The 25,362-nt window shown below is 67.9% G+C and carries 25 protein-coding genes, 1 tRNA gene and 3 pseudogenes; 13 read left to right on the top strand and 16 right to left on the bottom strand.

Features of this window, described 5'->3' with window-relative positions:
• The first annotated feature begins 17 nt into the window (after positions 1-17).
• Positions 18-482 carry an NUDIX hydrolase gene (locus HUV60_RS16090; RefSeq protein WP_257850599.1) on the top strand — a complete coding sequence of 155 codons (465 nt, stop codon included), beginning with the start codon at positions 18-20 and terminating at the stop codon, positions 480-482.
• A 723-nt stretch (positions 483-1,205) separates the two neighbouring features.
• Here the strand turns inward: HUV60_RS16090 and HUV60_RS16095 are convergent.
• Positions 1,206-2,027, bottom strand: coding sequence for an HARBI1 family protein (locus HUV60_RS16095; RefSeq protein ID WP_443047524.1), 822 nt, complete (start codon positions 2,025-2,027; stop codon positions 1,206-1,208).
• A gap of 248 nt (positions 2,028-2,275) precedes the next feature.
• A complete protein-coding gene (locus HUV60_RS16100) occupies positions 2,276-3,103 on the bottom strand; it encodes an HARBI1 family protein (protein ID WP_269441127.1) in 828 nt (275 codons plus the stop codon).
• A 142-nt stretch (positions 3,104-3,245) separates the two neighbouring features.
• Here HUV60_RS16100 and HUV60_RS16105 point away from each other — a divergent pair, with 142 nt between their 5' ends.
• Positions 3,246-3,860, top strand: coding sequence for a hypothetical protein (locus HUV60_RS16105; RefSeq protein WP_257850598.1), 615 nt, complete (start codon positions 3,246-3,248; stop codon positions 3,858-3,860).
• Here HUV60_RS16105 and HUV60_RS16110 read toward each other — a convergent pair.
• The 3 genes from HUV60_RS16110 to HUV60_RS16120 all read right to left on the bottom strand — a co-directional run bounded on the left by HUV60_RS16110 (position 3,857) and on the right by HUV60_RS16120 (position 6,128).
• Positions 3,857-4,849: a DNA-methyltransferase gene (locus HUV60_RS16110; RefSeq protein ID WP_257850597.1), complete on the bottom strand. Its 993-nt coding sequence runs from the start codon at positions 4,847-4,849 to the stop codon at positions 3,857-3,859. The two genes, HUV60_RS16105 and HUV60_RS16110, sit on opposite strands and share 4 nt — an antisense overlap.
• Before the next feature lie 236 nt (positions 4,850-5,085).
• The gene (locus HUV60_RS16115; protein ID WP_257850596.1) at positions 5,086-5,388 is read right to left on the bottom strand and encodes a hypothetical protein; all 303 of its coding nucleotides are present in this window, start codon (positions 5,386-5,388) and stop codon (positions 5,086-5,088) included.
• Positions 5,385-6,128: a GntR family transcriptional regulator gene (locus HUV60_RS16120; RefSeq protein WP_257850595.1), complete on the bottom strand. Its 744-nt coding sequence runs from the start codon at positions 6,126-6,128 to the stop codon at positions 5,385-5,387. The genes HUV60_RS16115 and HUV60_RS16120 overlap by 4 nt, the downstream gene beginning before the upstream one ends.
• Before the next feature lie 46 nt (positions 6,129-6,174).
• Here HUV60_RS16120 and HUV60_RS33575 point away from each other — a divergent pair, with 46 nt between their 5' ends.
• Positions 6,175-6,420, top strand: a complete 246-nt coding sequence (locus tag HUV60_RS33575) for a hypothetical protein (protein ID WP_331461995.1) — start codon at positions 6,175-6,177, stop codon at positions 6,418-6,420.
• A gap of 133 nt (positions 6,421-6,553) precedes the next feature.
• Here HUV60_RS33575 and HUV60_RS16130 read toward each other — a convergent pair whose 3' ends face one another.
• Complete coding sequence (locus tag HUV60_RS16130; protein ID WP_257850592.1) at positions 6,554-6,856, bottom strand: hypothetical protein; 303 nt, start codon at positions 6,854-6,856, stop codon at positions 6,554-6,556.
• Positions 6,857-7,248: 392 nt separating this feature from the next.
• On the opposite strand from HUV60_RS16130, the gene HUV60_RS16135 reads away from it, so the two are divergent.
• Together HUV60_RS16135 and HUV60_RS16140 are read left to right on the top strand one after the other, a co-directional pair.
• Positions 7,249-8,004, top strand: coding sequence for a GntR family transcriptional regulator (locus tag HUV60_RS16135; RefSeq protein WP_257850591.1), 756 nt, complete (start codon positions 7,249-7,251; stop codon positions 8,002-8,004).
• A gap of 105 nt (positions 8,005-8,109) precedes the next feature.
• Positions 8,110-8,193 (top strand) — tRNA-Gly (locus tag HUV60_RS16140).
• A gap of 49 nt (positions 8,194-8,242) precedes the next feature.
• On the opposite strand, the pseudogene HUV60_RS16145 reads toward HUV60_RS16140, so the two are convergent.
• From HUV60_RS16145 to HUV60_RS16165, 5 genes and pseudogenes are all read right to left on the bottom strand, one after another.
• Positions 8,243-8,455 (bottom strand): annotated as a pseudogene (locus tag HUV60_RS16145) (tyrosine-type recombinase/integrase); the annotation flags it as partial.
• Positions 8,452-9,549, bottom strand: coding sequence for a tyrosine-type recombinase/integrase (locus tag HUV60_RS16150; RefSeq protein ID WP_257850590.1), 1,098 nt, complete (start codon positions 9,547-9,549; stop codon positions 8,452-8,454). The gene HUV60_RS16150 and the pseudogene HUV60_RS16145, both read right to left, overlap by 4 nt.
• Positions 9,550-9,581: 32 nt before the next feature.
• Complete coding sequence (locus tag HUV60_RS16155) at positions 9,582-10,892, bottom strand: IS256 family transposase (RefSeq protein ID WP_257851686.1); 1,311 nt, start codon at positions 10,890-10,892, stop codon at positions 9,582-9,584.
• Positions 10,893-11,054: 162 nt separating this feature from the next.
• Positions 11,055-11,876 (bottom strand): serine protease, encoded by an 822-nt coding sequence (locus HUV60_RS16160; protein WP_257851684.1) that lies wholly within the window; start codon positions 11,874-11,876, stop codon positions 11,055-11,057.
• A 300-nt stretch (positions 11,877-12,176) separates the two neighbouring features.
• Positions 12,177-13,121 (bottom strand): annotated as a pseudogene (locus tag HUV60_RS16165) (IS256 family transposase); the annotation flags it as partial.
• A gap of 34 nt (positions 13,122-13,155) precedes the next feature.
• Between HUV60_RS16165 and HUV60_RS16170 the strand changes: the two are divergent.
• Positions 13,156-13,683 carry a helix-turn-helix domain-containing protein gene (locus HUV60_RS16170; protein ID WP_257850589.1) on the top strand — a complete coding sequence of 176 codons (528 nt, stop codon included), beginning with the start codon at positions 13,156-13,158 and terminating at the stop codon, positions 13,681-13,683.
• A 500-nt stretch (positions 13,684-14,183) separates the two neighbouring features.
• Positions 14,184-14,756, top strand: coding sequence for a DM13 domain-containing protein (locus HUV60_RS16175; protein ID WP_257850588.1), 573 nt, complete (start codon positions 14,184-14,186; stop codon positions 14,754-14,756).
• Between the two features lie 128 nt (positions 14,757-14,884).
• On the opposite strand, the gene HUV60_RS16180 is transcribed toward HUV60_RS16175, so the two are convergent.
• Positions 14,885-15,358 carry a hypothetical protein gene (locus tag HUV60_RS16180; RefSeq protein ID WP_257851799.1) on the bottom strand — a complete coding sequence of 158 codons (474 nt, stop codon included), beginning with the start codon at positions 15,356-15,358 and terminating at the stop codon, positions 14,885-14,887.
• 20 nt (positions 15,359-15,378) lie between these two features.
• Positions 15,379-15,579, bottom strand: a complete 201-nt coding sequence (locus HUV60_RS16185) for a hypothetical protein (protein ID WP_257851798.1) — start codon at positions 15,577-15,579, stop codon at positions 15,379-15,381.
• Between the two features lie 653 nt (positions 15,580-16,232).
• Between HUV60_RS16185 and HUV60_RS16190 the strand changes: the two genes are divergently transcribed.
• Together HUV60_RS16190 and HUV60_RS16195 are read left to right on the top strand one after the other, a co-directional pair.
• Positions 16,233-17,036, top strand: coding sequence for a serine/threonine protein kinase (locus tag HUV60_RS16190; protein WP_257850587.1), 804 nt, complete (start codon positions 16,233-16,235; stop codon positions 17,034-17,036).
• On the top strand, positions 17,033-18,487 hold the full coding sequence (locus tag HUV60_RS16195; RefSeq protein ID WP_257850586.1) for a serine/threonine-protein kinase: 1,455 nt from the start codon (positions 17,033-17,035) through the stop codon (positions 18,485-18,487). Before HUV60_RS16190 ends, HUV60_RS16195 begins: the two co-directional genes overlap by 4 nt.
• A 70-nt stretch (positions 18,488-18,557) precedes the next feature.
• Here HUV60_RS16195 and HUV60_RS16200 read toward each other — a convergent pair whose 3' ends face one another.
• The 3 genes from HUV60_RS16200 to HUV60_RS16210 all read right to left on the bottom strand — a co-directional run bounded on the left by HUV60_RS16200 (position 18,558) and on the right by HUV60_RS16210 (position 21,411).
• The gene (locus HUV60_RS16200) at positions 18,558-19,025 is read right to left on the bottom strand and encodes a hypothetical protein (protein ID WP_257850585.1); all 468 of its coding nucleotides are present in this window, start codon (positions 19,023-19,025) and stop codon (positions 18,558-18,560) included.
• 111 nt (positions 19,026-19,136) lie between these two features.
• Positions 19,137-20,042: a hypothetical protein gene (locus HUV60_RS16205; protein ID WP_257851682.1), complete on the bottom strand. Its 906-nt coding sequence runs from the start codon at positions 20,040-20,042 to the stop codon at positions 19,137-19,139.
• 256 nt (positions 20,043-20,298) lie between these two features.
• Entirely contained in the window at positions 20,299-21,411 is a 1,113-nt protein-coding gene (locus HUV60_RS16210; protein WP_257850584.1) for an acyltransferase family protein, read from the bottom strand.
• An 864-nt stretch (positions 21,412-22,275) separates the two neighbouring features.
• Between HUV60_RS16210 and HUV60_RS16220 the strand changes: the two are divergent.
• From HUV60_RS16220 to HUV60_RS16235, 4 genes and pseudogenes are all read left to right on the top strand, one after another.
• Positions 22,276-22,530 (top strand): annotated as a pseudogene (locus HUV60_RS16220) (YhjD/YihY/BrkB family envelope integrity protein); the annotation flags it as partial.
• 276 nt (positions 22,531-22,806) lie between these two features.
• Positions 22,807-23,328, top strand: coding sequence for an ECF RNA polymerase sigma factor SigK (gene sigK / locus HUV60_RS16225; RefSeq protein WP_257850583.1), 522 nt, complete (start codon positions 22,807-22,809; stop codon positions 23,326-23,328).
• On the top strand, positions 23,325-24,077 hold the full coding sequence (locus HUV60_RS16230) for an anti-sigma factor (protein ID WP_257850582.1): 753 nt from the start codon (positions 23,325-23,327) through the stop codon (positions 24,075-24,077). The genes sigK and HUV60_RS16230 overlap by 4 nt, the downstream gene beginning before the upstream one ends.
• 867 nt (positions 24,078-24,944) lie before the next feature.
• Complete coding sequence (locus HUV60_RS16235) at positions 24,945-25,325, top strand: winged helix-turn-helix transcriptional regulator (RefSeq protein WP_257851680.1); 381 nt, start codon at positions 24,945-24,947, stop codon at positions 25,323-25,325.
• Positions 25,326-25,362 lie beyond the last annotated feature (37 nt).

Consider the following 25,362-nt stretch of genomic DNA (forward strand, 5'->3'; position numbering starts at 1 on the left):
GCCGCTCCCCGCCTCCTATGCTCCTGTACATGAGTCAATCACAGGAAGCAACACCCTCCCCCCTGCACTCCGTGTCCGTGGCCGGAGTCGTGGTGCGCGAGGACGGGCGTCTCCTGGCGATCCGCCGAGCCGACAACGGCACCTGGGAGCTCCCCGGCGGAGTACTCGAACTCAATGAGACCCCCGAGGCCGGCGTAGCCCGCGAAGTCCTGGAGGAGACCGGCATCCACATTGAGGTGGACGAACTCACCGGCGTCTACAAGAACACGGCCCGGGGCATCGTCGCCCTGGTCTTCCGCTGCAAGCCCTCCGGCGGCACGGAGCGCACCTCTGACGAGTCGACAGCCGTCTCCTGGCTCACCCCCGACGAGGTCAGCGAGCGCATGGCCGAGGTCTACGCGATCAGACTCTTGGATGCCTTGGACGACAACGGCCCCCACGTACGAAGCCACGACGGCAAGCAGCTCATCCCAGCGGGATAAGACTTTCCCTACTTCATCAAGCCCGCGCACGGCGCGGGCGCGCGCCGCCTCTGCGGCGCGGCCCGCCTCCTGTCTGCGCCCCGGCTGGCCACGCCCGGCGGCGCGCTCGGCGGCTGCGGGCATGAAGAGGGGAGACACCCTCTCTGGCTGGGGCGGCCGGCTCCACGGCTTTACGCAGCCACTCTGGGGCGAGCCTCTAAGATCTTGGCCCCAACGTCGTGCTTTAACGGGCAGGTCCACAGACTGCCCGACGCGCCGGAAGCTTACGGGGCCAAGATCACTCGCCCCAAAGCAGCTCCAGCCCAAAGCCGCTCCACCGACCTGCGATTGACCCCAAAAGCTGCGCCAGAGACCCCGATGATGTACTTAGAGAGCAAGATCACAGCAGCGATCTCGACACCTCATCACGAATAGGGGTTATGCGAAATATGCCCAAATCGAGACAAAGAGGAAAAATCTTCCCGATCGTAGAGATTTACGGACATCCCCACGATTCGAACACCCCTCAGGCCCAGAAAGCTCGTGAAGACTCACTCTGCCCTTTCGCCGGCGGCCCTTGCGAGAAAAAGCAGCAGTATGACATGGGTTACTGCTCTGTTACCTACCAGGCAAATTGGGACGATCGGCAACATCCTTATGCCGTATGTGATCACAGGCTAGATGGCATGCCTACAGAGTGAGTCTTTGTCAGTAATGGATCATGGCGTTGTGTGATCGTTCAGTTCAGATGGTGCGGTCGTACTCGAGTTGGAGCAGGACGAGGGCTGCTGCGGCGATCTTCGTGATGCGGCTGGGGTCGAGGCTGACCCTGCGCAGGGCCTTGAAGGTGGTCTTGAGCAGGGAGTTGGCGCGCTCGCAGACACCATGGATGCCGCGGATGACCTTGTTGTAGGTCTGCTGGGCCTCGGTCAGCTCGCCTCCGGCGGGCTTCTTGTACGGGTGGCGGAAGCCGTCGCCGGCGTTCTCGTAGCCGAGGTCGACCAGGGTCGGCATGTCCAGTTCGGCGGCGATGCGGTTGAGGGCGTCGACCAGCCCGTGGTGGCGGGCGCAGGTGGTGTCGTGCTCTCGGCCGGGGCGGACCGGTGAGACCCAGATCGGCCAGCCGTCCGGGGTGGCGATGACCTGCACGTTCCCTCCATGGTGCCGGTGTTTTCCGGACCACCAGAGGTCTGCGCCGTTGGGGCCGGGGGCGGCGACGCGGTCGGTACGGATGACGGTCCCGTCGAGGTTCAGATGTGTCAGCCCGGCCGCTTTCGCACGCTCCAGCGCGGTCGCGAGGTCCGGTGCCCCGGCCGCCAGAACGGTCAGCCCCTCGTGGAGGTAGCGGTAGGCGGTGGAGGTCGACACGCCGTTGTCGCAGGCAAGTTGGGAAAGGCGGGTGCCGTCGATGAACCAGCGCAGAACGAGCACCGCCTGGCGGAAGCAGCCCAGCGCACGCCTGCCCCTGCGGGTTCCGGACACGATGCGGTGATCGCGCAGCAGCCGGGCCAGGTGCTCGGCGGTGGACCGCTTCACATCGAGCACGGCGGTGTATGTGACACTGATCGACACGTGAGGCCCCTCGGTCAGAACAATCCGTCGCAAGATCGTTCCTACCAGGGGCCTTGCTCCTGCCCGGACTTGGGGACCGCACGGGCCGCAGCGTCAGCTTCGCGATCACAGCGAGCGACGGATGCTTACTGGGAAAGACTCAGTGGGCAGTGCGAGATTACTTCGGTGATCAGCCGGCTCGCCTAGTCGCGGAAGTTACAGTGAGCCCTTCCCAGTAATGGATCATGACGTTGCGTGATCGTTCAGATGGTGCGGTCGTATTCGAGTTGGAGCAGGACGAGGGCTGCTGCGGCGATCTTCGTGATACGGCTGGGGTCGAGGCTGACCCTGCGCAGGGCCTTGAAGGTCGTCTTGAGCAGGGAGTTGGCGCGCTCGCAGACGCCGTGGATGCCGCGGATGACCTTGTTGTACGTCTGTTGCTCCTCGGTCAGCTCGCCTCCGGCGGGCTTCTTGAAGGGATGGCGGAAGCCGTCGCCGGCGTTCTCGTAGCCGAGGTCGACCAGGGTCGGCATGTCCAGTTCGGCCGCGATGCGGTTGAGTGCCTCGACCAGCCCGTGGTGGCGGGCGCAGGTGGTGTCGTGTTCCCGGCCCGGCCGTACGGGCGAGACCCAGATCGGCCAGCCGTCCGGGGTGGCGATGACCTGCACGTTCCCGCCATGGTGCTTGTGTTTTCCGGACCACCAGAGGTCTGCGCCGTTGGGGCCCGGGGCGGCGACGCGGTCCGTGCGGATGACCGTACCGTCGAGGTTCAGATGCGTCAGCCCGGCTGCCTTCGCACGCTCCAGCGCGGTGGACAGGTCCGGTGCGCCGGCGGCCAGGACGGCCAGTCCTTCGTGGAGGTAGCGGTAGGAGGTGGAGACCGACACGCCGTTGTCGCGGGCGAGTTGGGCCAGTCGGGTGCCGTCGAGGAACCAACGCAGCACGAGCACGGCCTGCTTGAAGCAGCCCAGCGCGCGTCGCCCCTTGCGGGTCCTGGCCACGATTCGGTGGTCGCGCAGGAGACCGGCCAGGTGCTCGGCGGTGGACCGCCTCACATCGAGCACGGCGGTGTATGTGACACTGGTCGGCACGTGAGGCCCCTCGGTCGGATCTTTCTGTCGCAAGATGTTCCTACCAGGGGCCTTACGCCTGCCCGGACTTGGGGGATACCGCGGACCGCGCGACGCGCCTCCCGCTCACGGACGGTGGCCGACGGTTACTGGGAACAGCTCAGTGACACAAAAACCACGACTCAATCTTGATTACGTAGCATATACACACAATGTCAACCGTCGCGGCGAAATCAAAGCAATCGCTATCGAGACTCAGTCGATCGATCTACGCGGTGGGAGCGTGCGCCCTGCTTGGGATGCTTGGGAATCTGGTGAGCCGGAAAAGTGGCGAGAGTACTATACCAGAGAGGCAAAGAAGAATAACAGGCCTGACACGGTCAGCTATGGGGTGAATACTGGCAATGTCTACAAGAGGCTAGGTACCCAAGTTGCCGAAAAGGGGGTTTACCTGGAACAGATCTCCGTTCCCCTATACGTAGTGATGCAGCAAAAGATCCTACAGCAACTTAGATCGCGCATCGACTTTGCATCCCTGAGTAATTCAGACCCATGGGACATCACTTTCATGGGGTTCGACTATGACGGAACCCAATTGGAAGACGGTCGACTTGCAATGCCACACGTGGAAACCGTCCGGACAAGTGTCGAAAACTACACGCGAGCAATGTTCTCGAATGGGAAGTTGAGCATCACGCGCGCAGACTTTGAGGTTAAAGTGAAACGTAAGGCTGCCGCACAGTTGCGGCAGCGCACCGCCGAGCATCGCCTGTTCTAGAAGAGAGCGTCGCGCCGCTCAAACACTTCACCTGTTTCTTCCTGCTCTTCCTCATGAGCTGAAACTTTTCCTGCGATGTTTTTTCGCGCAGACTCAGAAAAGTGAGGCGTGATTTCAAATCCCAGAGCACGTCTGCCATTTTTCACAGCCACAGAGAGTGCGCGACCTGTCCCACAGAAAGGATCTAGAACAAGGCCGTTCGGCGGGCACGAGCTAAGGATCCTCGGCTCAATCAACTTGGTGGGAAACGTGGCCGAATGACCGTCAGATCCTGGAGCAGCGTTCACGGTCACAACATCCCGTGCGCCGTCTTCCACTGCTGTCATGTCGTAGTAGTACTTAGCTCGCCCCTCCTTGGGGCGCTTCACGAAGTGAAAGAAGTGTTCATGAGCTAGCCGCAGACGATCCTTCTCCGGCCTAGGCGGCACGTTACGCTTCTCCCAGATGACGTCATTTCGCAGAATCCAGCGATTTTCCTGCATGGCGATTGCGAATCGTGCAGGAATCAAGAGAAGTTGCTTCTCCTGCCGGAAACCACCCATTGGCGTCTTTCGGCGCATACGGGGATTATCTCCCAGTCCTTGCCTCCCATCCAGCCGGATGCTGGACCAGCGGGCAAAATAAGTATCCCCGATATTTACCCACACGCTCCCACCAGGCTTGAGTGCTGCCGCACCTCGCTGGAAGAATTCAGCAAGGTTCGCCACATACCATTCAGGCAGCGGCTCCATTCCTAGACAGCCTCCATGCATTCGGTACCAATCATAAGGAGGCACTTGCTCCTTACTTCCTCCTTCTGTCAACCACTCATTGAGAATTTCCTCATTGTGACTCAAACCGTACGTGCGAAGACCCCAGTACGGAGGCGAAGTGATGATCAGGTCGACCGATTCAGGTGGAAGCTTCCCCAAGAGGTCGTATGCGTCCCCTTCGCAGACTTCAGCCACTTGCTTTTGGTGAGGAATTGAGATTTCCTCGGAATTCTCCATATTTACGAGACCCCTTACGTTCGACCACTTCAACTTTGATGCTGACCAATTCTAGCATCACTCGCCATACGGCTAAGTCAACAAGGTGCGGGGACCTTATCCCTCCTCCGCGCGCTCAACTCTCAAATAGACATCAGGACACACTCCCAAAATGACGAATTAATTCATTACCTTTCCCCGTGAAAATCATGATAATTGCCGGATCAGAAGGAATTCCTCCTGATCCGGCCACGTCTTCAGGAGCAGCGGGTTTCAGATGTTGCCAGGCGGTGACCGCGACTGGTCGCCACACGGAGCGTGTCCCTCAGCGCTCCGGTCAGGCCCTTTACCAGAAGCCGCATGTCGTCCGGGGGCGTGTCGGCTGCGGCGAGCATGTCGATCGCCTGGTCCAGTAGTTCGGTTGCCATGCCGAGTTGTACTGACTCGATGTTGTCGGCCAGGCGGGACATGTGGCCGTCGTTGTCATCGGTGCTGAGGAAGCACGGTTTGCCGTCGGGCCCCGTCCAGGGGAGGAGTCGCAGTTCGTTCGACATCGTCATCCTTCCGCCAGCCTCTCGTCGATCACGTGGTGAGTGGTGAACACCGCGTCGGCGCGGTCCCCCGGCAGGACCAAGAGGGCGGCCTCGACCACGCGTCCAGCGGTGTCGGTCGTCTGCCGTGTCACGGCGAGGACTGCCAGGGCGGAGCTGATCCGAAGGGTGGATGCTTCATCCGGTGTGGGGCGGCGAACGCCGATCTCCTCCCAGACTTCCGCCAGCGGCGGGCGGAGCTCCATCAGCCGCGCCAACACTCCCTCGTACGGGAGCGACTCGCGGAGTACGGCGGCCGGCGCGAGGTCACAAGGGATGTAGATCCGAGCCAGGCTGTGAGGCCTGTCGCCCTCGTGACCGAGACAGAGGATCTCGGTCAGTGGGCTGCCGGTCGGTGTCCTCAACAAGGCCGTAAGGTGCCCGCGGGCCCGGACCCTGGTGGTGTGGACGGTGACACTCAGGGGTGCGAGATCCACGGCCTGTGTGCCCGGGGCCCGGCCGCCTCCCCTGTACGTGATCCTGCGGAGAGGACGGCGGACGAAATTGCCCTTGCCGTGGACCTTTTCGACGAGGCCTTCCGCCTGGAGCACGGCTAGTGCGTTTCGCAGCGTCGGTGTGCTCACCATGTACTGCGCGGCCAGATGCGCCTCAGAAGGCAGGCGTTCACCGGGCTTGAGCCTGCTGGCGACGATCCGGTTCCGGAGGTCATCGGCGATAGCGTCGCGTCGCGAGGGCACGGGCAATTTCACCGCCTCTCACTCGCACGAGCCGCAGGGCAATGAGCCGGGTCCCCGTGTGGATAGACAGCAACTCGCCCGAGTCGAACACGAGTCGTTCCGCTCCGCCGGGCAGCTGGAAGAGGTCGGTCACCCGGCACTGCTGGCCCCCGACCTCGATGACGTCACCGCGCTGCACGCTGGTCGAGGTGATCTCGACAGGGGAGAGCACCGCGCCGCCAAGTTCCGTTCCCCTCACCATGCCGCCTCCGTAGGTGTCGGGCGCTTGGCGATGGCGTGGCACGAGCAGGCGCAGGCCTCATAGATCACCGGAACATCGATCGGAGCGGTGACCGGGGATGACTCCGCGCAGGCCCGGTGCGTGCCGATGCGGCAGGAGGTCGACCGGTAGGAGTCAGGGCCGGGTTGGATGGTGGAGGGCTGTTGGCGGGAGGGCATCAGTGGCCCCCTGCGAGAGCCGACCACACCTCAGCCGACAGATGCGGCACCACGATGACCGAGCGGTGCCGTACGCGTCGTTCCCAGGCCAGTACGTACGGGCGGACGAGCGCGACGTCTTCACCCGCGAGCCGACCTGGACGGTCCAGGTATCGCTCCCGGGCGGCTGCCGAACGGTCGGTGGGTTCGGGACGCGCGAAGACGGTCACCGGACGGGGATGCGTCGAGGGGCGGCGGTGCCTGCCCTTGGGGAAGTGCCGCTCTCTGGCGAGCAGGACGGCACGACGGATACGGTTGAACATGCTGATCAGCTCCTCAGGGCTGATGGCCGTGCCCCCGGGCGGCGGGTACCGCTGCGGGGGTTTTGTCATTGACTCCGGCCCAGACACTGAGACCGTCCTCGCTGCTGTCGACGAGCCCAAACGCGTCGGCCGTCGCGAGTGCTGCGAGGAGCTCTTGCCACTGCTCAGGAGATAAGGCGTGAGGTACGTACGCCTCCACACGTCCGCAACCCTTGCCACGCGTCACGGTGGACACGATGCCTAGGGCTGCGAGACGTGCGGTCATCCTGTCGACGCGACCATCAGGGGGTAACACGAGACGATCTTTCGACTGCACCTTCCCCCCCTCGCGATCTAGTTAGCCAAGAGCGAGCTAGTTATCTAGATTAGAGGTAGTGGTCTAGATTTTCCATATGTCTGAGCAGCCGCCGTACCTGCGCATCGTTGACGTGCTACGACAGCGCATCACCGATCAGGAGTGGGTACCGGGAGACCGGTTGCCGTCCCGTGCGCAACTGGCGCAAGAGTGCGGAGTGGGCGAAGCCGTCGTTCGTCGCGCCCAGGAGGTGCTGATCTCTCAGGGCGTTCTGGAGGGCCGTGCAGGCTCAGGAACCTACGTCGCGGAGCCGCAAGAGCGAGTACGCATGGTCCGCTCGCGGCAGCACGAGCACACCGACGGCTCGCTGTTCCGCGCCGAGATGGCCGCGCTCGGCAAGAAGGGCACGTGGGAGAGCCGCAGCGAAGCGATGGTGTCGGCGCCGGCGGACATCGCGGCGCGTCTCGGCATCCCCGAGGCGGACTACTGCGTGCGCACGTCGTACGAGTACCTGGCAGACGGCAAACCCGTTCTGCTGTCGACGAGTTGGGAGCCGTACAGCATCACGTCCGGGACGCTCGCGGTTCTGCCCGAGGGCGGACCGTTCGCAGGGATGGGCGTGGTGCGACGCATGGCCGAGATCGGCATCACGGTCAGCCGGGCGACGGAGCAGCCCGAACCCCGGCAGGCGACCGCCGAGGAGGCATCACTCCTGGGCGTCCAGAAGGGCGCTTTCGTCACGCACATCCGGCGGACGTACTACAGCGACGACGGCCGCCCCGTGGAGACGGCGGACATCGTGGTTCCCGCCGCCCGCTGCGAGATCGTCTACGAGATTCCGTTTTCTAGATAGCCGTCCGCGCGTACCCCGCACCACAAGCGCACCAGATCGAGCAGGGAACAGCGGGGAACCACGGTGAAAGCCGCCAAGGCCGACGAGGCGGCACCCATGCCGTTCGCGCAGTTCAGCGCCCACCCCGCCTGCAAATGATCTCAGCTTCCCAAGCTGAGAGCGCGAGTTCGATTCTCGTCACCCGCTCCACGAAGAAGGCCCAGGTCGGAGACCCGGGCCATTTTACTGTCCGCTGCGATCACTCGCCGCGTGCCAGATTCGTGCCAGAAGCCTGGTCGCGCTCCTTCTCTCTGGCAGCAGCCCGAGCCTTCCGCACGGTCGCATCCAGCCCGGTGGCGACCTCTTCTTGCCGCTCGTCGTCGGGGTGCTGATAGATCAGCGCCGCCTTCTCCGAGGACCGACCGGCACGGACCATGGTGTCTTTGAGCGTGGCCCCGACTCTGCTGCTCAATTCGAGGGATGGTCACGCACCGCATCCGAGAGGGGCCGGACCGCCTCCTCGCGAGGCCCGTTCCACGCGCCCCGTCGACAGGCCGGCGTCACTCTCCGCAATTGAGCAACAGAGTCGGCCCCGGAGCGCGTGGACAGCGTGTGCCCGGTGTGCCGAAGGTCGTAGAACCGGAAGCCCTCAGGCATCCCGACGACCTCTCGTGCCCGCCGCCACTTACGCCCGAAGGTGCTGCGCCGGAACGGAGCACCTTTCTCCCCCACGAAGATCAGCCCATCGGGGCCTGGCTCGGCGTAGCTCTCCAGATGCCAGCGGAACTCCCGGCGGAGGAACGCGGGAAGAATCACAGTCCGGGTGCCCGCCTCCGACTTGGTGTCGCCCCGGACGCGCCGCCCGTTCATCCGCTCGGGCTCGGCGAGACGGACGCGGACTCGAAGGTTGTCGAGGTCGACGTCTCGGCGACGGAGGCCGGCCAGTTCCTCCGGACGCATAGGACCGTACGCGCCGAGGTAGACCATGAGCCGCCACCGCATCCCCACCGCTTCGGCGAGGGCATCGACCTGGGCGACGGTGGCGATGCGCCGCTCAGCCGCCTTCTCCTTACCAGCGCCCTCGATTCGGCACGGGTTGCGCGTGATCAGCTCGTCATCCACGGCCGTCTCCATGATGGCCTTGAGGAGCCGATACGCCTTGGCCGTCATCGTCTTGACGTTCGTGGTCCGCAGCCGATCAGCCCGCCACTCCCGGACACGCGGAGCGGTGATCTCGTCCAAGTCCGACTCGGCGAAGGCGAACAGGTGCTTGTCGAGGAGGTAGCGGTACAGATCGCGGGTGAGCTGCGCAAGCTCCCGCTCGTCGACCCACTTGTCGGCGTAGGCCCGGAAGCTCACCGCGCCTGCTTCGGGGTCACGCCACTCGCCCCGGCGGATCTCCGTCTGTTTCTCGGCAAGCCAGTCGTCGGCATCAGCCGTCGTCTCGAAGGTGATGGGAGCCGGACGCATCACGCCTTCAGGGCCCGGATACCGCGCCTGGTACCGGCCGGAGGGAAGCCGTCTGATCGCGCCGAAACGGCGGCGCCTGCCCTTGCTGTTGGCCATCAGGCGGCGGGTCTATCATGATTTAGGCGTTCTTAGACCCTTTGACCTAGTGGTTTTTGGTTGGTCTGTCTGGCCTGTACCCGTCCGGCGGTAAGGCGGCCGTCGAAGAGCTGGTCGAACTCGTTCAATGCGGCCTTCCACTTGCTGTTCCAGCGCTTGCGTCCGCGGCCGGAGGGGGCGGGGGCGAGGGTGGCCAGGTAGATCCTCTTGAGCGCTGCCTGTTCGTTGGGGAAGTGCCCGCAGGCGGTGGCGGCCCGGCGGTAGCGGGCGTTGAGGGACTCGATGCTGTTGGTCGTGCAGACGACCTCGCGGATGGAGTCGGGGAAGGCCAGGAACGGCACGAACTCGCTCCAGGCCCGCTGCCGGACGGCGGCGATGCTGCCGTATTTGTGGCCCCACTTGGCATCGAACTCGTCGAGCCGCTCGCGGGCCTGGAACTCGTTGACGGCCGTATGGACGGGCTTGAGGTCGGCGGCGACCTCGGGCCAGTCCCGGCGGGACGCGTAGCGCAGGCTCTGTCGGATCGGATGAACGACGCAGCGCTGCACGACAGTCTGTGGCCACACGTTGTTCACCGCGTCGGGCAGGGCACTGAGCCCGTCGCAGACCAGCATGAGGACATCCCTCACTCCGCGATTGCGCAGGTCGGTGAGGACCTGCTGCCAGAATGTGGCGCCCTCGCCGCCGTTGCCGGCCCACAGGCCGAGGATTTCGCGGTAGCCATCGGCGGTGACCGCGACGGCCACGTGGATGGGCCTGTTGGCGACCTGCCCGTCACGGATCTTGACGTGGATCGCGTCGACGAAGATCACCGGGTAGACCGGGTCGAGCGGACGGGTGCGCCACTCGTTCATCGACTCCAGGGCCTTGTCGGTGATCGTGGAGATCATCTCCTTGGACGCGCTCATCCCGTAGACCTCGTCCAGGTGCGCGACGATCTCGCCGGAGGTCATACCCCGCGCGGTCAGCGACAGGACCATCTCGTCCAGTGCGCCGGTCCGACGCGCGTGCCGGGGCAGGGCCTTCGGCCGGAACGTACCCCGCCGGTCGCGCGGAACCTGCAGCACGATCGGCCCGACCTCGCTCATCACCTTCTCCTGCCGGTAGCCGTTACGGCCGTTGCCGCCCGAACGCGAGCCCCGCCCACCGACCCGCTCGGCCTCGGCCGCCAGATGCTCCTCCAACTCGGTCTCCAGCGCGGCCTGCATCAGATGCTGCGTGATCGCGGGCAGCAGCCCGCCCTCGCCCACCAGCTTCAGCCCGCCGCCGCGGACCTGGTCCTGCGCCGGCAGCGTCAACGCGTCCGGCAGGTCCAGGCTCAGCCCGTCCACGGTCTCCGGCATCCTCTTCACGTCTGCACCGTCCGCAGCCGCCTCGCCCGACGCAAGCGACACGCCGCCCACCGTCTCGAGAGAGTGAGCCCTCTGGATCATCATCAGGTGTCCCTTCTGGTGAAGTTTCCACCTAATTCACGACACTCCCACCCGGGGCTTGACAGAGTGATGTCAGCGCCGGGAGGCGGGCCAGGTCCCGCTCGTTTCATAGACGGCGTCGGGGGTGTTCTGGACAATCCATTGCAGATAAGAGCTGACGCGAGTGCTCACGGAGGGACTGTCGGTGGCACAGCCCCTGCCGTAGGAGATGACTCCGATCAGGACGGGGTACCCCGCGTCGTAGGTCACAGGACCGCCACTGTCGAACACACAGGTGTCCCGGCCCGGTGTGTGGGTGCAGATACTGCCGGACGTGATGTCCTCCATGCCTCGGCTGACGCACTCGGCGTTGGTCATCGTGTCGAGGCCGACGCTCTGCAGGACGCTGCTCGCCGGGCCGCCGAGGCTTTGGCTGCCCCAGCCCATAGCCGTCACGCGGACGTTGTCGAAGGCACCGGGCGCGTGCTGCCAGGGCAGGTAGGCCTCCCTGATGCCCCCGCTTCTCTCCACTGGCACCGCGAGTCTTACCAAGGCGATGTCAGCGTCCTGGGTGTAGTGGTTGTAGTTCTCGTGAACTCTGATGTAGTTGACCGGGACCAGCTTCGTGTAGGGGTTTTCCATGGCCTTGCTGATGTCGTGATCGCCCAGCAGAACCCTCAAGCTCTGGGCTTGCCTCCCCTGAAGGCAGTGCGCGGCGGTCACCACATACCTGGGGGAGATCAGTGTCGCCCCGCAGAACACGCGATGCTGCGTGTCGACCAGGCCGGCCATGAACTGATGGCTGAGGGGATTCGCCTCCCCTCCTCCGACGATGGCCGTGGCCGGCCTGGCCTGCAGGCCCGCCGCCAGGCACGCGCCCATCAGCAGCACCGCGAGATTCCTCTTCCAGCGCACAGCCGTTCCTTCCGCTTTCCGATGTGTCAGACGACCCTGGCATGATCGCGCCAGTTCCCGCCGACGGCACCATGCCTGCCCGGCTTCCCCTGTGACGCATCGGGTAGCCAGGTGCCGTCGTGCCTGGCCTGATTCGGCCTTGGCCTTCTTCCCAACCGAGGTCACCGGAGCGCAGAAGTCACCCGAAGGAGTTACTGCGCCGCCCAGGGCGACCGGCACCCTTGTCGAGCCCGGAGAAGGACGCCTGGATCTGCAGCCCTGCTGGACCGCAGGCGGAACGGCGTCCTGACGAAGACGAGTGAACCGCTCGGTCGCGGCGGCCTCGTTCGGGGCCGTGTGGACGGGCTTGAGCGCCCTGGCCGTCCTGTCCCGGTCCTGACGGGCCGCATGCCGGAAGCTGTTCCTCAGCAGGTGAACGACGCAAGTCCGGACAACCGTTCGAGGCCGGAGTGTCTCCACGGCCTCGGGCAGGCCCTTCAGCCCGTCGCAGACAGCATCAGGACGTCGTCAACACCCCTGTCCTCGAGGTCCGTGAACACGCTCAGCCAGTACTTCGCGCCCTCGCCTCCGTCACCGGCCCAGATCCCCAGGATGCCCCGGTGCCCCTCGGCCGTGACCACCATCACGACGTAGATCGGACGGTTCGCCACCTGCCCGTCCCGGATCCTCACGTCGATCGCGTCCACGAACAGCACCGGACAGACGCGGTCCGGCGGCCGGTTGGACCATTCCGCCATCCCGTCCATCACCTTGCCCGTGATCGTGGAAACCGTGGCCTTGGACACGCTCGCGCCGTAGACCTCGGCCAGGCGCGCGGAGATCTCACCGCGCATCAGCCCCTTCACGGACAAAGACAACACCATCCCGTCCACGCCGGACAGGCACCGCTGCCGCTTCTTGACGATGGCCGGCCCGAACGCCCCCGCCACATCCCGGGGGACCTCCACCCCGACCGGACCGACATCGGCCGGCACCGTCTTCACCCGGGCCCCGCTGCGGGAGTTGCCGCCGCCCCGGCCCCCGGCGTCGTGCTCCTCGTGGCCGAGGCGATCGGTGATCCCGCCCCCCCAGAGCGGACTCCAGGACCCGCTCGGTCAACTGCTGGAGCAGCCCGCCCTCCCCAGCCGGCTGCAGCCCCTCGCTGCGGGCCCGGTCCACGAGCATCGCAACCAACTGCTCATCACTCGCCGGCACGGCCACCACCGGCTCGCTGCCCGGTATCCGCTCGATGGTGATGTCGCCCATCTGGCGTCTCCTCGATCATCGGATCCGCCGTTCAGTGAACACTCCCCGCTTCGCCATCGCCCTCCAGACCGCCCGTGACCAGGTGATCCAGGCCGCCGGCATCATCGTGGACGCCACCGGCCCGGTCGGCACCATCGGACGCCGCGTCCTGGCCGCACTCCTGCCGTCCCGCCGCCCCCGCGTGAGCACCCGCAAGGTCAAATCACCGACCTCCCGGTACAACGAACGACGCAATGACGGCAGACCCGATCACCGCCACACCGTCCCCAGCCTCGACGTCAGTGTCCTCCAAACCTCAGAACCGCAGCCCGCGCTGCCCACCACCTCCCGGGACGACCGACATGCCGCCCCCGCTGAGCGCCGCAGACACCGAATCCTGACCCTGCTCGAAGAAGACCCCACCCGCCTGTGGAGACCCCGCGACATCGCGGCTCACTTCGGCGACGTCACCCTGGACACCATGTACAGGCAACTCTCCAGATGGGCCGAGAGCGGACTCATCCACAAGATCGGCCCCGGCCTCCACACCGCCACAACCTGGTCACCGACTCCCTTGCAGTGACACGGAGACCGCTGACTACCCGGCCTGGGGACAGGTCCCCACGTCGAACCCCGGGCTTTGGACCGGCTCCGGACTCTGTTGCTCCATTCGGCGAGCGATCACGTGCCATGCTTTCAGGGCTCGGCCGCGCCCGGCCTGCCTGCATCTGCGACGCGCTCTGACGGCCGTATCGGCACGGCGTCATCACGCCGGGTAATTGCGCAGCAGAGTCGCTCCGCCACCTCCTCGGGCCGCTGCCCACGAGGTCGTCCGGTTCTGCCGGTCGGCGCCGTTCGGCCCGTCGGCTGTTGCCGGCCCGACGCCGACGGCCGGGCCGGATCCGATGGGCAGGCTGGTGAAGCGTGGCCACTCGCCGGATCGTCCGCCGGGTCCTTCCCCGGGCACTGCTGACCGGCGGTCCGTGGCGGACGTAAGGGTTTCGTCATCCGCCGGGCGGCCCGGGACGGCCGATCGACCTGTTGAATGAGAGAGAGCCGAGTGACTCGCAGAATGGAGGCGGTATGGGACGGGTGCGGAGCGCGTTGGTCAGGCCGTGGACGGTCGGTGTGCTGGTGGCCGCGGTCGCCGCGGTTGGCTTCGGGCTGTACTGGTTCCAGCCGTGGAAGCTGTGGCAGGACGAGACGGTGCAGGAGTCGCTGCCCGCCGCGGCAGCAGCGGTCTCGCCGGAGCCGGTCGAGACACCGTCCGGTGCGTCCTCCGCGCCGCCGGCCCCGTCCGGGCCGACGACGCTGGCGAGTGGCGAGCTGATCAGCCACGAGCACGCGACGTCCGGCACGGTGAAGCTCGTGCAACTGGCCGACGGCTCCCACGTGGTACGCCTGGAACAGCTCGACACCAGCAACGGACCCGACCTGCGCGTGTGGCTGACCGACGCGCCGGTGAAGGAGGGAACCGCCGGCTGGCATGTCTTCGACGACGGGGAGTACGTCAGCCTCGGGAAGCTCAAGGGCAACAAGGGCAGCCACAACTACGCCCTGCCCGAAGACGTTGACCCGGCCCGGTTCAGCAGCGTCAGCATCTGGTGCGACCGCTTCGACGTCTCCTTCGGCGCCGCGGAACTCGCCAGGACCTGACGCGAACGGCGGAGTTCCCGCGCGGGCCCTCTTCTCCGCCGAGCCGTCCGGTGACGGGCCGACTGTGCCCGTGCAGCCCTCCAAGGGAGCGGCGTATACCGCTTGGCCGTGGGACGGCAGGACATACATCACTTCGGTACACGGACTGGGTTCAGTACATGTCCATGAAGCGCAGCCATGTCTACGCCGATCCCGAGGACCTGGCGATCGTCAAGGAGGCGGCCAAGCGGCGCGGGACGAACGAGGCCGGCGATGGCGAAGCCGCAGCGGTCCGGGTCGGTGCCGGGGCGGGACTCGGCGGCATCGACCATCGCTGTGCGCAGGAGTTGGCAGAGCGTCAGCAGCGACCACCTCTCCTGCTCGACGCCGGCGCGATCGCCCGAGCGCAGCACCCGCCCGTCCATGGTCGTGTGGCGGGGTGGGCAGTATGCCGATTCGTGCTCCCACCGCTGGTGATACAGGCTGACCAGGGCGGCAGCCGGATAGCGGCGAGTGTCACTCGGCGTAGTGGTCAGCCGGTGGGCGGCGGTGAGTACCGTGTGGTCGGCGCAGGTCACGGTGATCTGCGCGTCGATGATCCGTGCCGGGTTGGTGCCGATCATCGGCAGGTAGGAGCCATCGGTCAGGCGGACGAGAACGGGGGTGCGCCGGTGGCGGTCGCCTGGGGGAGGAAGTCGTTGCCGTCGAAGCCCTTGTCCCACAAGGCCGGCGTGTCTGGCGTCGGCGGGTGCAGCGGGCGCCGGGCATGGCCTGTCTCGCCCTCGCTGGTGGGGCCGAAGACTGCGCCGGTCAGAGCCCTGGTTCCGGTCTCGACCGGCGTCATCAGCTCCACAAGGGGGTATCCGCCCTGGCCCGGAGAGCCGGGCCAGGCTCGGTTGCGGTCGGTGTCCGGGACCCTGCTCGAGCTGCGGCCGGCCGTCGAAGGAGACCGTGCGATACCCGCCGAACCGCACCCCGGGCGTCCTCGGCTGAGCCAACGGCCCCGACAACCCCTCACCCAGCCCGCGCATGGGCGCGCTGCCGACCCTGCGCCACAGATCACACAGGGCCTTCGCGGTCGGCTCGGCGACCGGCACGCCGACCAGCCCCGGTGGCCTGCCACCAGAGCAAATCCGTCAACTACCCGGCCCTGGGACAAGGCTCGTGGACCTGCTGTCCGTCGCGACCGAGCCGCACTTGCCGGGCTCCGCGGAAGGGCCGCACAGAAGGGCCCCACGGGAAGGCCCCACGGGAAGGCCCCACGGGAAGGCCCCACGGGAAGGCCCCACGGGAAGGCCCCGTGGGAGGGCCCCGGCTCGTGTCCGACGGCCGCGTTTACTTTCGAGCCGGTAACCATTTTACTGGAGGCGGCGGGGTGTGACGGCGAGAGGAGCAGCCTGTCAGGTGCACGCTTAAAACGCGGGTGGCTCGACCACGAGCTCGTCGCGCGGGCGCCGGCCAGGCACCGGGAGCAGAAGCGAACGGGCGGAGGATCGGATGGAGACGGTGCTGGTCCACTTACCCGAGTCCGCTGCGGACGGACCTGAGTCCCCGGCCCGCACTCTGCCGTTGTGCCCCGGGCAGAAGGCGCGCTTCGGCCGCGGCATTCCTGAGTGCCCCGTGGACATCGCCCTGCCGGATCCGGCAGTGCCCCGGCTGGCCGGGGAGATCCTGGCCGTCGACGTCCACTGGCAGCTGAGCAACCTCAGCGGCGCTTCCAGCCTGCTGGTGGAGAACCCCGAGGGCGCCGGTGAGTTCATCCGGATCCCGCCCCGACGACTGGCTGCCCCGATCCCGTTCGAGTTCAGCAGGGTGGTGCTGGCCACCCGTGGCGGCACCGTCGGTTTCCAGGTCTTCGCCCCCTGCCACAGCCACCTGGAGACAACCGGGGAGTCCGTGGAGCGGGGCACCGTCACCACGGCCCCCTTCGCCCTGGATTCCCACGCGACGTACTTCAGGGTGCTGGTGGCGCTGTGCGAGCCGCGGCTGCGGGACGCCTCCACCGCGGGGGTCCCCTCCACGGCCAGTGTCGTGGCCCGGCTGCGGCCTCACCCGGAGTACCGGCAACTCAGCACGAGCGCCGTGGACTTCCACATCGACTACCTGGCCGGCACCAAGCTGCGGCTGCGGCCTCCCGGTCCGGGCGCCGCCGGGCTGAGCTGGAAGCGGGAGACACTGGTGTCCACCGCACTGCGCTTCGGGCTGGTCGGGGAGGACCATCTGTCCCTGCTGCCTCCGCGAAGAACCTCGGCCCGGGCACGGCCGACGGGGCGGGCCGCGGCGGCGGAGGACTCCGCATGAGCCATGGGGCCGCCGGACCGCGCGACACCGCAGCGGGCGGCGACTGGGCGGTCGCCGTACCGACGGGGTACCGAGTGGGGCCCTGGGAAGTGGTCTCCCCCCTCGCGTCCGGCAACTGGGGCAGTGTCTACACCGGACGACGGGTGGCCTGCGGGGAGGATCCCGACGGCGGGACGGCCGGATCCCCGCCACCGGCCGAGGTGGCCCTGAAGTTCGTGGCCACGTCGGGGCTGGGGCCGGGCCGTTCCCGCCATTTGCGGGAACTCGCCCGCCGCGAGGCGGAGTTCAGCCGGACCGCCGAGCATCCCCGGCTCATCCGCGTCCTGGACACTCTGGTGGTGGCCGACGATGGCCGGCCCGAACTCGACGGCGCCGTCGTCCTGGTCATGGAACGCGCCTCAGGGAGTCTGCAGGACCTGCTCGATGCCGCCTCGGGATCCGCTCCCCTCGCGGACGCCACCCGGACCATCACCCAGATGTGCGAGGGTCTCGCCCACCTCCACGCGGACGGCTGGGTACACGGCGACCTCAAGCCGGCCAACGTGCTGATCATGTCCGACGGTTCGGTCCGCCTGGCCGACTTCGGCCTGGTCTCCCGGCTGAACGGCACCCACGGATACGCGCCGCCCCTGGGATCACCGGACTACCTGCCGCCGGAGCGCTGGCAGGACGGGCTCGGCGAGCGCGGAGTCCCGGTCCGTCCCACGGCCGACATCTGGGCGCTGGGCGTCACCACGCACCAGATCCTCACCGGGGGGTCCCTGCCCTTCGCCGGTACCACCGCCGGGGCACGCACGGCGGCGGCGCAGGAATACGCCTCCGGAAAAACGCCACTGCGCCTGCACCCCGGTCTCAGCGACGCCTGGCGGGACTTCGTCAGCCGCTGTCTCGCCCCCGACCACTCAGCCCGGTCTTCGGCCACCGCCGAGCACCTGTTGTCCCTGGCGCGCAGGTTGAGCGACGCGGACGTCCAGCGCCGGCGTACTGCGCCCTGGCGGCCGGCCGTCTACGCGGTGGCGGCCGCCACCGTCCTGGCTGCCGGGACCACCGGAGGCTGGTGGTGGTTCTCCGGACGGGACGGGGACGCCTCCGCGGAGGCCGACGGTACGGCGGGGATCACCGTCTACAACATCGAGGCGCCGTGCCGGGCCCGGACCGAGCGGCTGCGCGCCTGCAGCATGGGCCTGTCCCTGGACCCGTACGAGAAGTACGAGGAGGGCAATGTCTCCGAGCGGCGTATCTGGCACGGGGACGTGCTGCGCGCCGACTGCGTGGTGTACGACGGGGACCGGGTGGCCGACGAGACCGGCGTGGGCACCACGCGCTGGTACCGGGTGCGGGTCACCGAGGAACCGTCCGGATACGCCTGGTTCCCGGCCGTCCGTACCAAAAAGGAGCCGGACTCACTGCCCACGTGCGGGAACGGCGCCAGGTCGAGCAGCAGTTCCTGACGTGCCCGTGTCCCGCTCCCGTGCGGGAACAGGGCACGGGCACGTCGCGTGCCGCTCCGGGCGCGGTCGGTCAGGTCATGAACCTGCCGCAGTACGACGCGGGCACCCACCTGTGTGAGCTGATGGCATCGTTGATGACATATCCGCTGGTGAAGTAGTCGTCGGTCAGGTTGTCGGCGTAGAACTCGCTCCTCGCGAGGCAGCTGTACCCTCCCGTCCAGCCGGTGCCTGTGCCGTTGAAGAACTGAACCTCCTTCCAGGCCGTGTCGGTCGTTCCCGCGTTCAGGACCGAGCTCGCCCTGTTGGTGTCGCTGCCCTGGAAGGCGCCCTGACTGTTGCCCCAGTTGGAGTCGTCGCCCGGCGTCCGGCCCAGAAGGGCGCCACCGCAGTTGCTGTGCTCGTAGGCGGCCATGGAGCCCGCCGGCGTGCTGTTCCACGCGTTGTCGCACGCGGCGGACGCCTGCGCGGTACCGGCGGGGACGACCGTCCCGAGTACCGCGGCTCCGATGGCCGCAAGCGCGACTGTTGTTTTACGCACGTGTCCTCCTGGCATCATGGTGCGGACAGAAACGTCCCGCAGCGGGTCGCTGCGGAGAACTGGGGCCGCGGAGAATTCCGGGTCACCGGAGCCCTCCAGCGGAATCCGGCGTCAGACGCCGGCGATCGCCTTGGCGCGCTCCAGCGCGGTCAGCCGCATACGCTGAAAAACGGCGATCTCCTCGCGGTAGCGACGCGCCTCCTTCGCCCGGTACTCACTTTCCAGTGCGCGCGCCGTTTCGGCGAGAGACGCATCCTTGGCGCATTCCGCCTCGTCCACCGCGAACTCCACTTCCACGGCGTGGGCCGCGGCGTCACTCAATCCTTCGGTGCGACGGTCGACTTCCGTGCGGATCTCGAACGGATCGGAGTAGTTCCGTCCCTTTTCCTCCATGCACAGCGACCATGCCGCGAGCGCTTTCGTGAATCGCTTGTCCTCGGCGAGGTCCGGAACATACAGAGGGGTCAGGTTCGTGGCGATCTTCTCGACGCGGAACCAGGTCGCGAAGTCGCCGTAGAGCTGGTCCTTCGCCCTGGACTGGCAGCTGTCGCGAGGCGTCCTGACGGTGCCGCCCCCCGGCAGTTCGACCGACAGCATGCCGCTCGACGGCGTGCCGTCGAGCACCGCCCGGTAGTGAGCGCGCTCCTTGTCCGGCAGCGCGTTCACATAGGTGGCGTTCGGGCCGCCGCTCCGGGCTTCCTCGGCATTCCGTCCGAACTGCCCGCCATAGCCGTACTTCTTGGCCCAGCCGACATCGTCGAGCACGAACCCCGAACCCTTCCGGCTCGCGAGACTCTCGGGCTCCGCAACCCAGAACCGGAAACCGGCTTTCTCCACGCACTTCTTGACGAGGAGGTTCTCAGCCCTTTCGACCAGGATCTCCTCGGCCGCGGTCAGTCCCCGTAAACGGCCCTTTGGGCCTTCCGGCCCTTCCGGCCCTTCCGGCCCACCGTGTTCCGAAGAGGTGGTCCCTCCGCAGCCGGCCATGCCGATGAGCGCGACCAGCGCCACACCCATCACCGTTGCGCCGAGAGCGCCCCTGACAACCGAAGAACGATCGCTGGACCGCATGATCCCCCCCTCGCCCGTTCCGCTCGCGGTGAGCGTGGTCGGCGTTGCCTCGTCAGCGTGAGGACGGCTGTGGCGGCGGACGGGGTCCACCCCGACGGCGCGTCCTCGAGGGGACCTTAGGGGCGACGTGCCGGCCCCGGACACCTGTGAGGTCGCAGGGTCCGTTCTCAGAGGTGCGCGCGGGGCCCTGTGCGGTGGCGGTTCAGCCCTTGGCCGGGCGTTCGGCCGGGTCCCGGCGAAGGGCCCAGGACAGGTCCGGCTCCGTCACCGGACGAAGGACACGACGCACCGGCGGAGTGCACATCAGGGTGACGGCGACGGCCACGACGAGGGTGAGGACGATCTTCCCGGCGGGGTCGTGCAGCCAGTCGTGGGCGTCGATGAAGCCCGAGTACTTGGCGCCCTTGATCAGGAAGCCGTGGAGCAGGTACCCGCAGATGGTGCCGGCGCCGAGCACCGTGAACCACATGCGCCGACGCGGGACCCAGGCCAGGAAGGCGGCCGTCAGCAGCAGGGAGCAGCCGAACAGTGCGAGGGTCATGACCGCGCCGGTCCACCACGGTTCCCCGATCTCCTGCGCGCTGGAGCGGCGGAAGAACCACTCGTTGCGCATGCGGGTGGCCGCCCAGTACGCGAAGGCGAGCGCACCGGCGAAGACGGGGACCGCCAGCATCCTGATCGCACGGCGGCCCAGGAGCCGGAAGTGCTCGGGCTTCAGGCACAGGCCGAGCACGAAGAACGGGAGGAACTGCAGGACCCGTTGGAGGTTGAGGTCCTCGCCGATGCCGGGGGTGACGGAGGCGAGCACCGCGATGGCCAGGGCGACGGCGAGGGGATGACGCAGTTGCTGCCACAGGGGCGTGGTGAGCCGCCAGATGAGCAGCGCGGCCAGGAACCAGGTGAGCAGGAAGGGGTCGAGCAGGCTGATGGCGAAGTCGGGTTCGTCGGCGGCGTAGCGCCGGAACAGGGAGTAGGCGGTCTCGAAGACCACGTACGGAACCACGATGCCGCTGAGCAGACGCCCGATCTGGCGGGGGCGGCCGGCGAAGCTGCGCGACAGGTAGCCGGAGATGACGATGAACGCCGGCATGTGGAAGGTGTAGACGAGGATGTACAGCGCCTTGGTGGCGCGCGTGCTCTCCACGAGCTCCCAGGCGTGCCCCACGGCCACCAGGACGATCAGCAGGTACTTCGCGTTGTCGAAGAACGCGTCACGTGGGCCATCGCCGGCAGTGGTACCGGCCCCCGGCTTCGCGGCCGGCCCCGGGAGCGGGGAACGGGCCTGCGCGACGGCATTCGATACGTCGTTCGACAAGACTCAACCTTCGCGTCGCAGAAGAGGTTCACGGGGCTCCGGAACACCGAACCGACGGCACGAGAACCGCCGGGAAACCGTCACCATCAGGCCCGGGGCGTGCTCCCCCCGGGCCGGAGATGTTACAGGTGCTCCCGTCGGCCCCTGCCGGGCCGGTACGGGGGGCAGAGAGGGACGGGTCGGACGAGGCCGGCGACACAAACGTCCACCGCCGCGACGGCCGTGCCCGGCTCGCGGTCCGCGGCTTCCCGCACCGTCCGGTGGCGCGGTCTGTCTGCGGGCCCCAGCACCGGGCGGCTCCTCTCGTCCGGTCTCCCGGGAGTCGGCACCTGCGCCGCGCCCGTTACGGACTGCTTCTCCGTGGGGCGCCCGACGGTTGCCCGGCCCGGTGGGGCCACCGGACGGAGGCCGGCCCCCGTCTCCCTGGTCCGTAGCGGGAACGCATGCGGATCGGTCCGGAAAAAGATTCGCCCGATCAAGGGGGACGACCAATCCGACGCAGGAGCGGAGCCGGATTCCCCCGTGACCGACGACAAGAAGAACCAGGCGATCCGCGCGCCCGGAGGGGCCCCGGCGACGGGTGCGCTCCAGTGCCCGCCCGGTCGTGACCGTCGGCCGGGACCCGAGCCACTGACCTTCACTTCTTATGACGCAGCCCGGGCTGCGGCCGACCACAGGAGAAACACCATGACCACCCGGTATCCGCCGGACCGCCGTCACCCTGACCGCTGCGGCCCTGCTTCCCCTCGCCCTGAGCGCCTGCTCCGACGACGGCGGCGACTCCGCCGAGGCGGACACCTCCTCGGAGGCGTCCGCCTCGGCACCGGCCTCGGACGACGGCATGGGCGGCTCCGACGCCACCCCCGCCGGCGCGGCCACACCATGCCGGGCGGCATACTGGCCGCCGCGCTCTGGCCGGCCGTCTCCACGGGGTTCACCCGGGACGCCTCCACCCTGAGCACGTACAGCAGGCTCTACGGCTCCCTCGCCGGCGTCGTCGTCTTCCTCGTCTGGCTCTGGCGGTCCAACCTCGCGCTGCTCACCGGCGCGCAGTTCACGGCGGAGCTCGGCAAGGACGGTTCCGCCGACGCGAACACCGGCGCGTCCCCCGTGTCGTAGGGCTCGCCCGTGCCGTCGTGCGCGGTCCGCGGTGCCCCGTCGTCACCGTGACCAATCCAGGGTGGTGACGGTGACGGATTACGACCGGACAGGTCCCGACCGCGGAGACCCTCGGCGAAAGAAGCAGTGCATACCGTCGGAAATCCCTCGACGAGACCCGGCCTGGGACCCGTCGATGAACAAGTGACGTGCTTCCAGCGCCTTGTGGCGATCCGGCCAGCAATGTGACCTTGTGGAACACGCTACTTATTCTCCGCCGGTCTCCTGGAGGAACTGGTGGCCCGGGTGGCTCTGGGGGACGAGGACGCGTTCGCCGGGGTCTACGGCACCGTGGCGGGGCCGGTGCTGGGTGTCGTGCGTGCCGTGCTGCGCGATCAGGTGCAGTCTGAGGAAGTGACGCAGGAGGTGCTGGTGGAGGTGTGGGGGACCGCTCCCCGTTACCGCCCCGACCGCGGGACGGCCGTCAACCGGATCCTCGCCCTGGCGCACCGCCGGGCCGTGGACCGGGTGCGGTCGGTGGACGCCGCCGCCCAGGACCACAAGGCGGCACTGCTGGACCGGCTTCCCGAGTACGACGAGGTGGCCGAGCACGTCGAGGCACGCCTGGAGCGGGAACAGGTACGGCGCTGTCTGCGCACGCTGACCGGACTCCAGCGCCAGGCCGTCACCCTCGCGTACTACCGGGGGCCGACCTACCGCGAGGTGGCGGAGGCACTGGCGCTTCCGCTGGGGACCGTCGAGACCCGACTGCGTGACGGACTCATGCGGCTGCGCGACTGCCTGGGGGTGACCGCGTGACGGCCACCGATCCGCACCGGCTGACGGGCGCCTACGCCCTGCACGCGTTGTCCGACGAGGAGAACACCGCGTTCGAGCGGCACCTGACGGACTGCGAACCGTGCGCGCAGGAGACGGAAGAACTGGGCTCGACCGCGGCGCGCCTGGGCCTCGCCGTCGCCACGACATCCCCGCGGGCCCTGCGCGAGCAGGTGTTGCGCCGGATCTCCACGGTCCGCCAGCAGGCGCCCGGTACGTGTACCCGTCCCCTTCCCGTCCGGGCCGGCCTGCGGGCCCGGACGCTGTCCAGGTGGGCGTTCGCCGCCTGTCTCGCGGCGGCCGCGACGCTCGGCGGGACGGCGGTGTGGCAGCACCAGCGGGCCGAGGACGCACGCGACCGGGCGCGTCGCGCCGTGCAGGCGGCGGACGGGATCGCCGCGGTACTGGCCGCGCCGGACGCCAAGACCCTGGCGGCCGGGCTGGGCGACGGCGCCACCGGTACCGTCGTCGTCTCCCGCGGCCAGGACAGGGCCGTGTTCGTCGCCTCCGGGACGGCCCGCCCACCCGACGGGAAGGTCTACCCGCTGTGGTTCGACGACGGCGGCACCATGCGGTCGGCCGGTCTGCTGGACCCCGGCCGCAGCGACCAGGCCGTCCTCATGCGGGGCGCGGTCGACGGAGCGTCGGGCATGGGCATCACCGTCGAACCCGGCGGCGGCTCGGAGCAGCCCACCAGCGACCCCGTCGCCCTGATGTCCCTGCCCGCCTGAGCGAACGTCCCCGACGAGGACACCGACAGGGACGACGCGTCCCGGCGGTCCGGCGCCCGGACCGCCGGGCCGCGTCGCGTCGCCGCTCGGGCGAACGCCCCCCGGGCGGCGAGGCAGCTCCGGCCGACGGCCGGGCCCTTGCCGGAGAGCGCCCCGGACCGCCTGACGGCAGACGGCTCTCCTTCGTCCCCCGCGTCCTCGTCCCCGCGCCTCCGGGTCCGCGCCTCTGCACCTCCGTTTCCCCCTCCGCGGCCGGAGTCGGCGCGGAGGGGCCGGAGAGGGAAATCCGTTCGACCTTGGTGGCGACCCATCCGGCCGGCTTCCGGAAACGGATTCCCCGCGTGACCGAGAACGAGGAACAATCCCGAAGCCCGCGCAGGCCTGTACGGCTGCCGCCGGCCGCGCTGAGCGGGGCGTTGGCGGGTTTCGCCGCCCTGGCGGTGGCGGTGGCGGATGGCACTCCGCCATGGTCACCGCCGAGTGACCCCCCGGTCGGCGCCCGCCCTCCCCGTATCCCGTTCGCCCGCCATGCCCGACGGTCACAGCACGGGAGGACCCCCCGGGCCGTAGCACTCCCCGGCCGGGGGGGCCGGGCACACGAGCGAGGTCGACCAGACGGGTGACGAGAGCCGCGGCGGCGGCCCCCAGGCCAGGCCGACTGCGAGCGCGTCCCACGGAAAGCCGCTCATGGCCGTACGCCCTCGATCCGGCTCGGCCGGAACGTTACGGTGGAAGACGTCGGCGGTGGCCGTGCTGCTCGTCCTTCCGGTGAGGGTGCACACCCATGCTCTCTTGTGGTTACTCAGGAACTGTAGGAGAGTGACTGTCGAGCTGGAAGAACGCACTTCTCGGTGGCTGGAGAACCTGATGGGAACCAGGCAGTACACAGGCTCGCCCGAGGACGCGGACCTGAGGCGCGCGGATTCCCTGGCGCGCCAGATCTTCTCGGACGTCGCCAACAAGTGGGCGCTGCTGATCATCGAAGGACTCGGTGACCGGACCCTGCGCTTCAGCGAGTTGCGGGACGCGGTCGAGGGCATCAGTCACAAGATGCTCACCCAGAACCTGCGCATGCTGGAGCGCTACGGCCTGGTCGAGCGCACGGTGCACCCCACCGTGCCGCCGCGGGTCGAGTACACCCTCACCGAGCCGGGCAGGGCCCTGCGCGCCATGGTCGACGGCATGTGCGGCTGGACCCACCAGTACCTCGGCCACATCGACGCCGCCCGCCACCGCTTCGACGCCTGAGGACGCCTGACCTTCGTCACGGACGTGAGTGACGACT

Source organism: Streptomyces sp. KMM 9044 (genome assembly GCF_024701375.2).
Classification (GTDB): domain Bacteria; phylum Actinomycetota; class Actinomycetes; order Streptomycetales; family Streptomycetaceae; genus Streptomyces.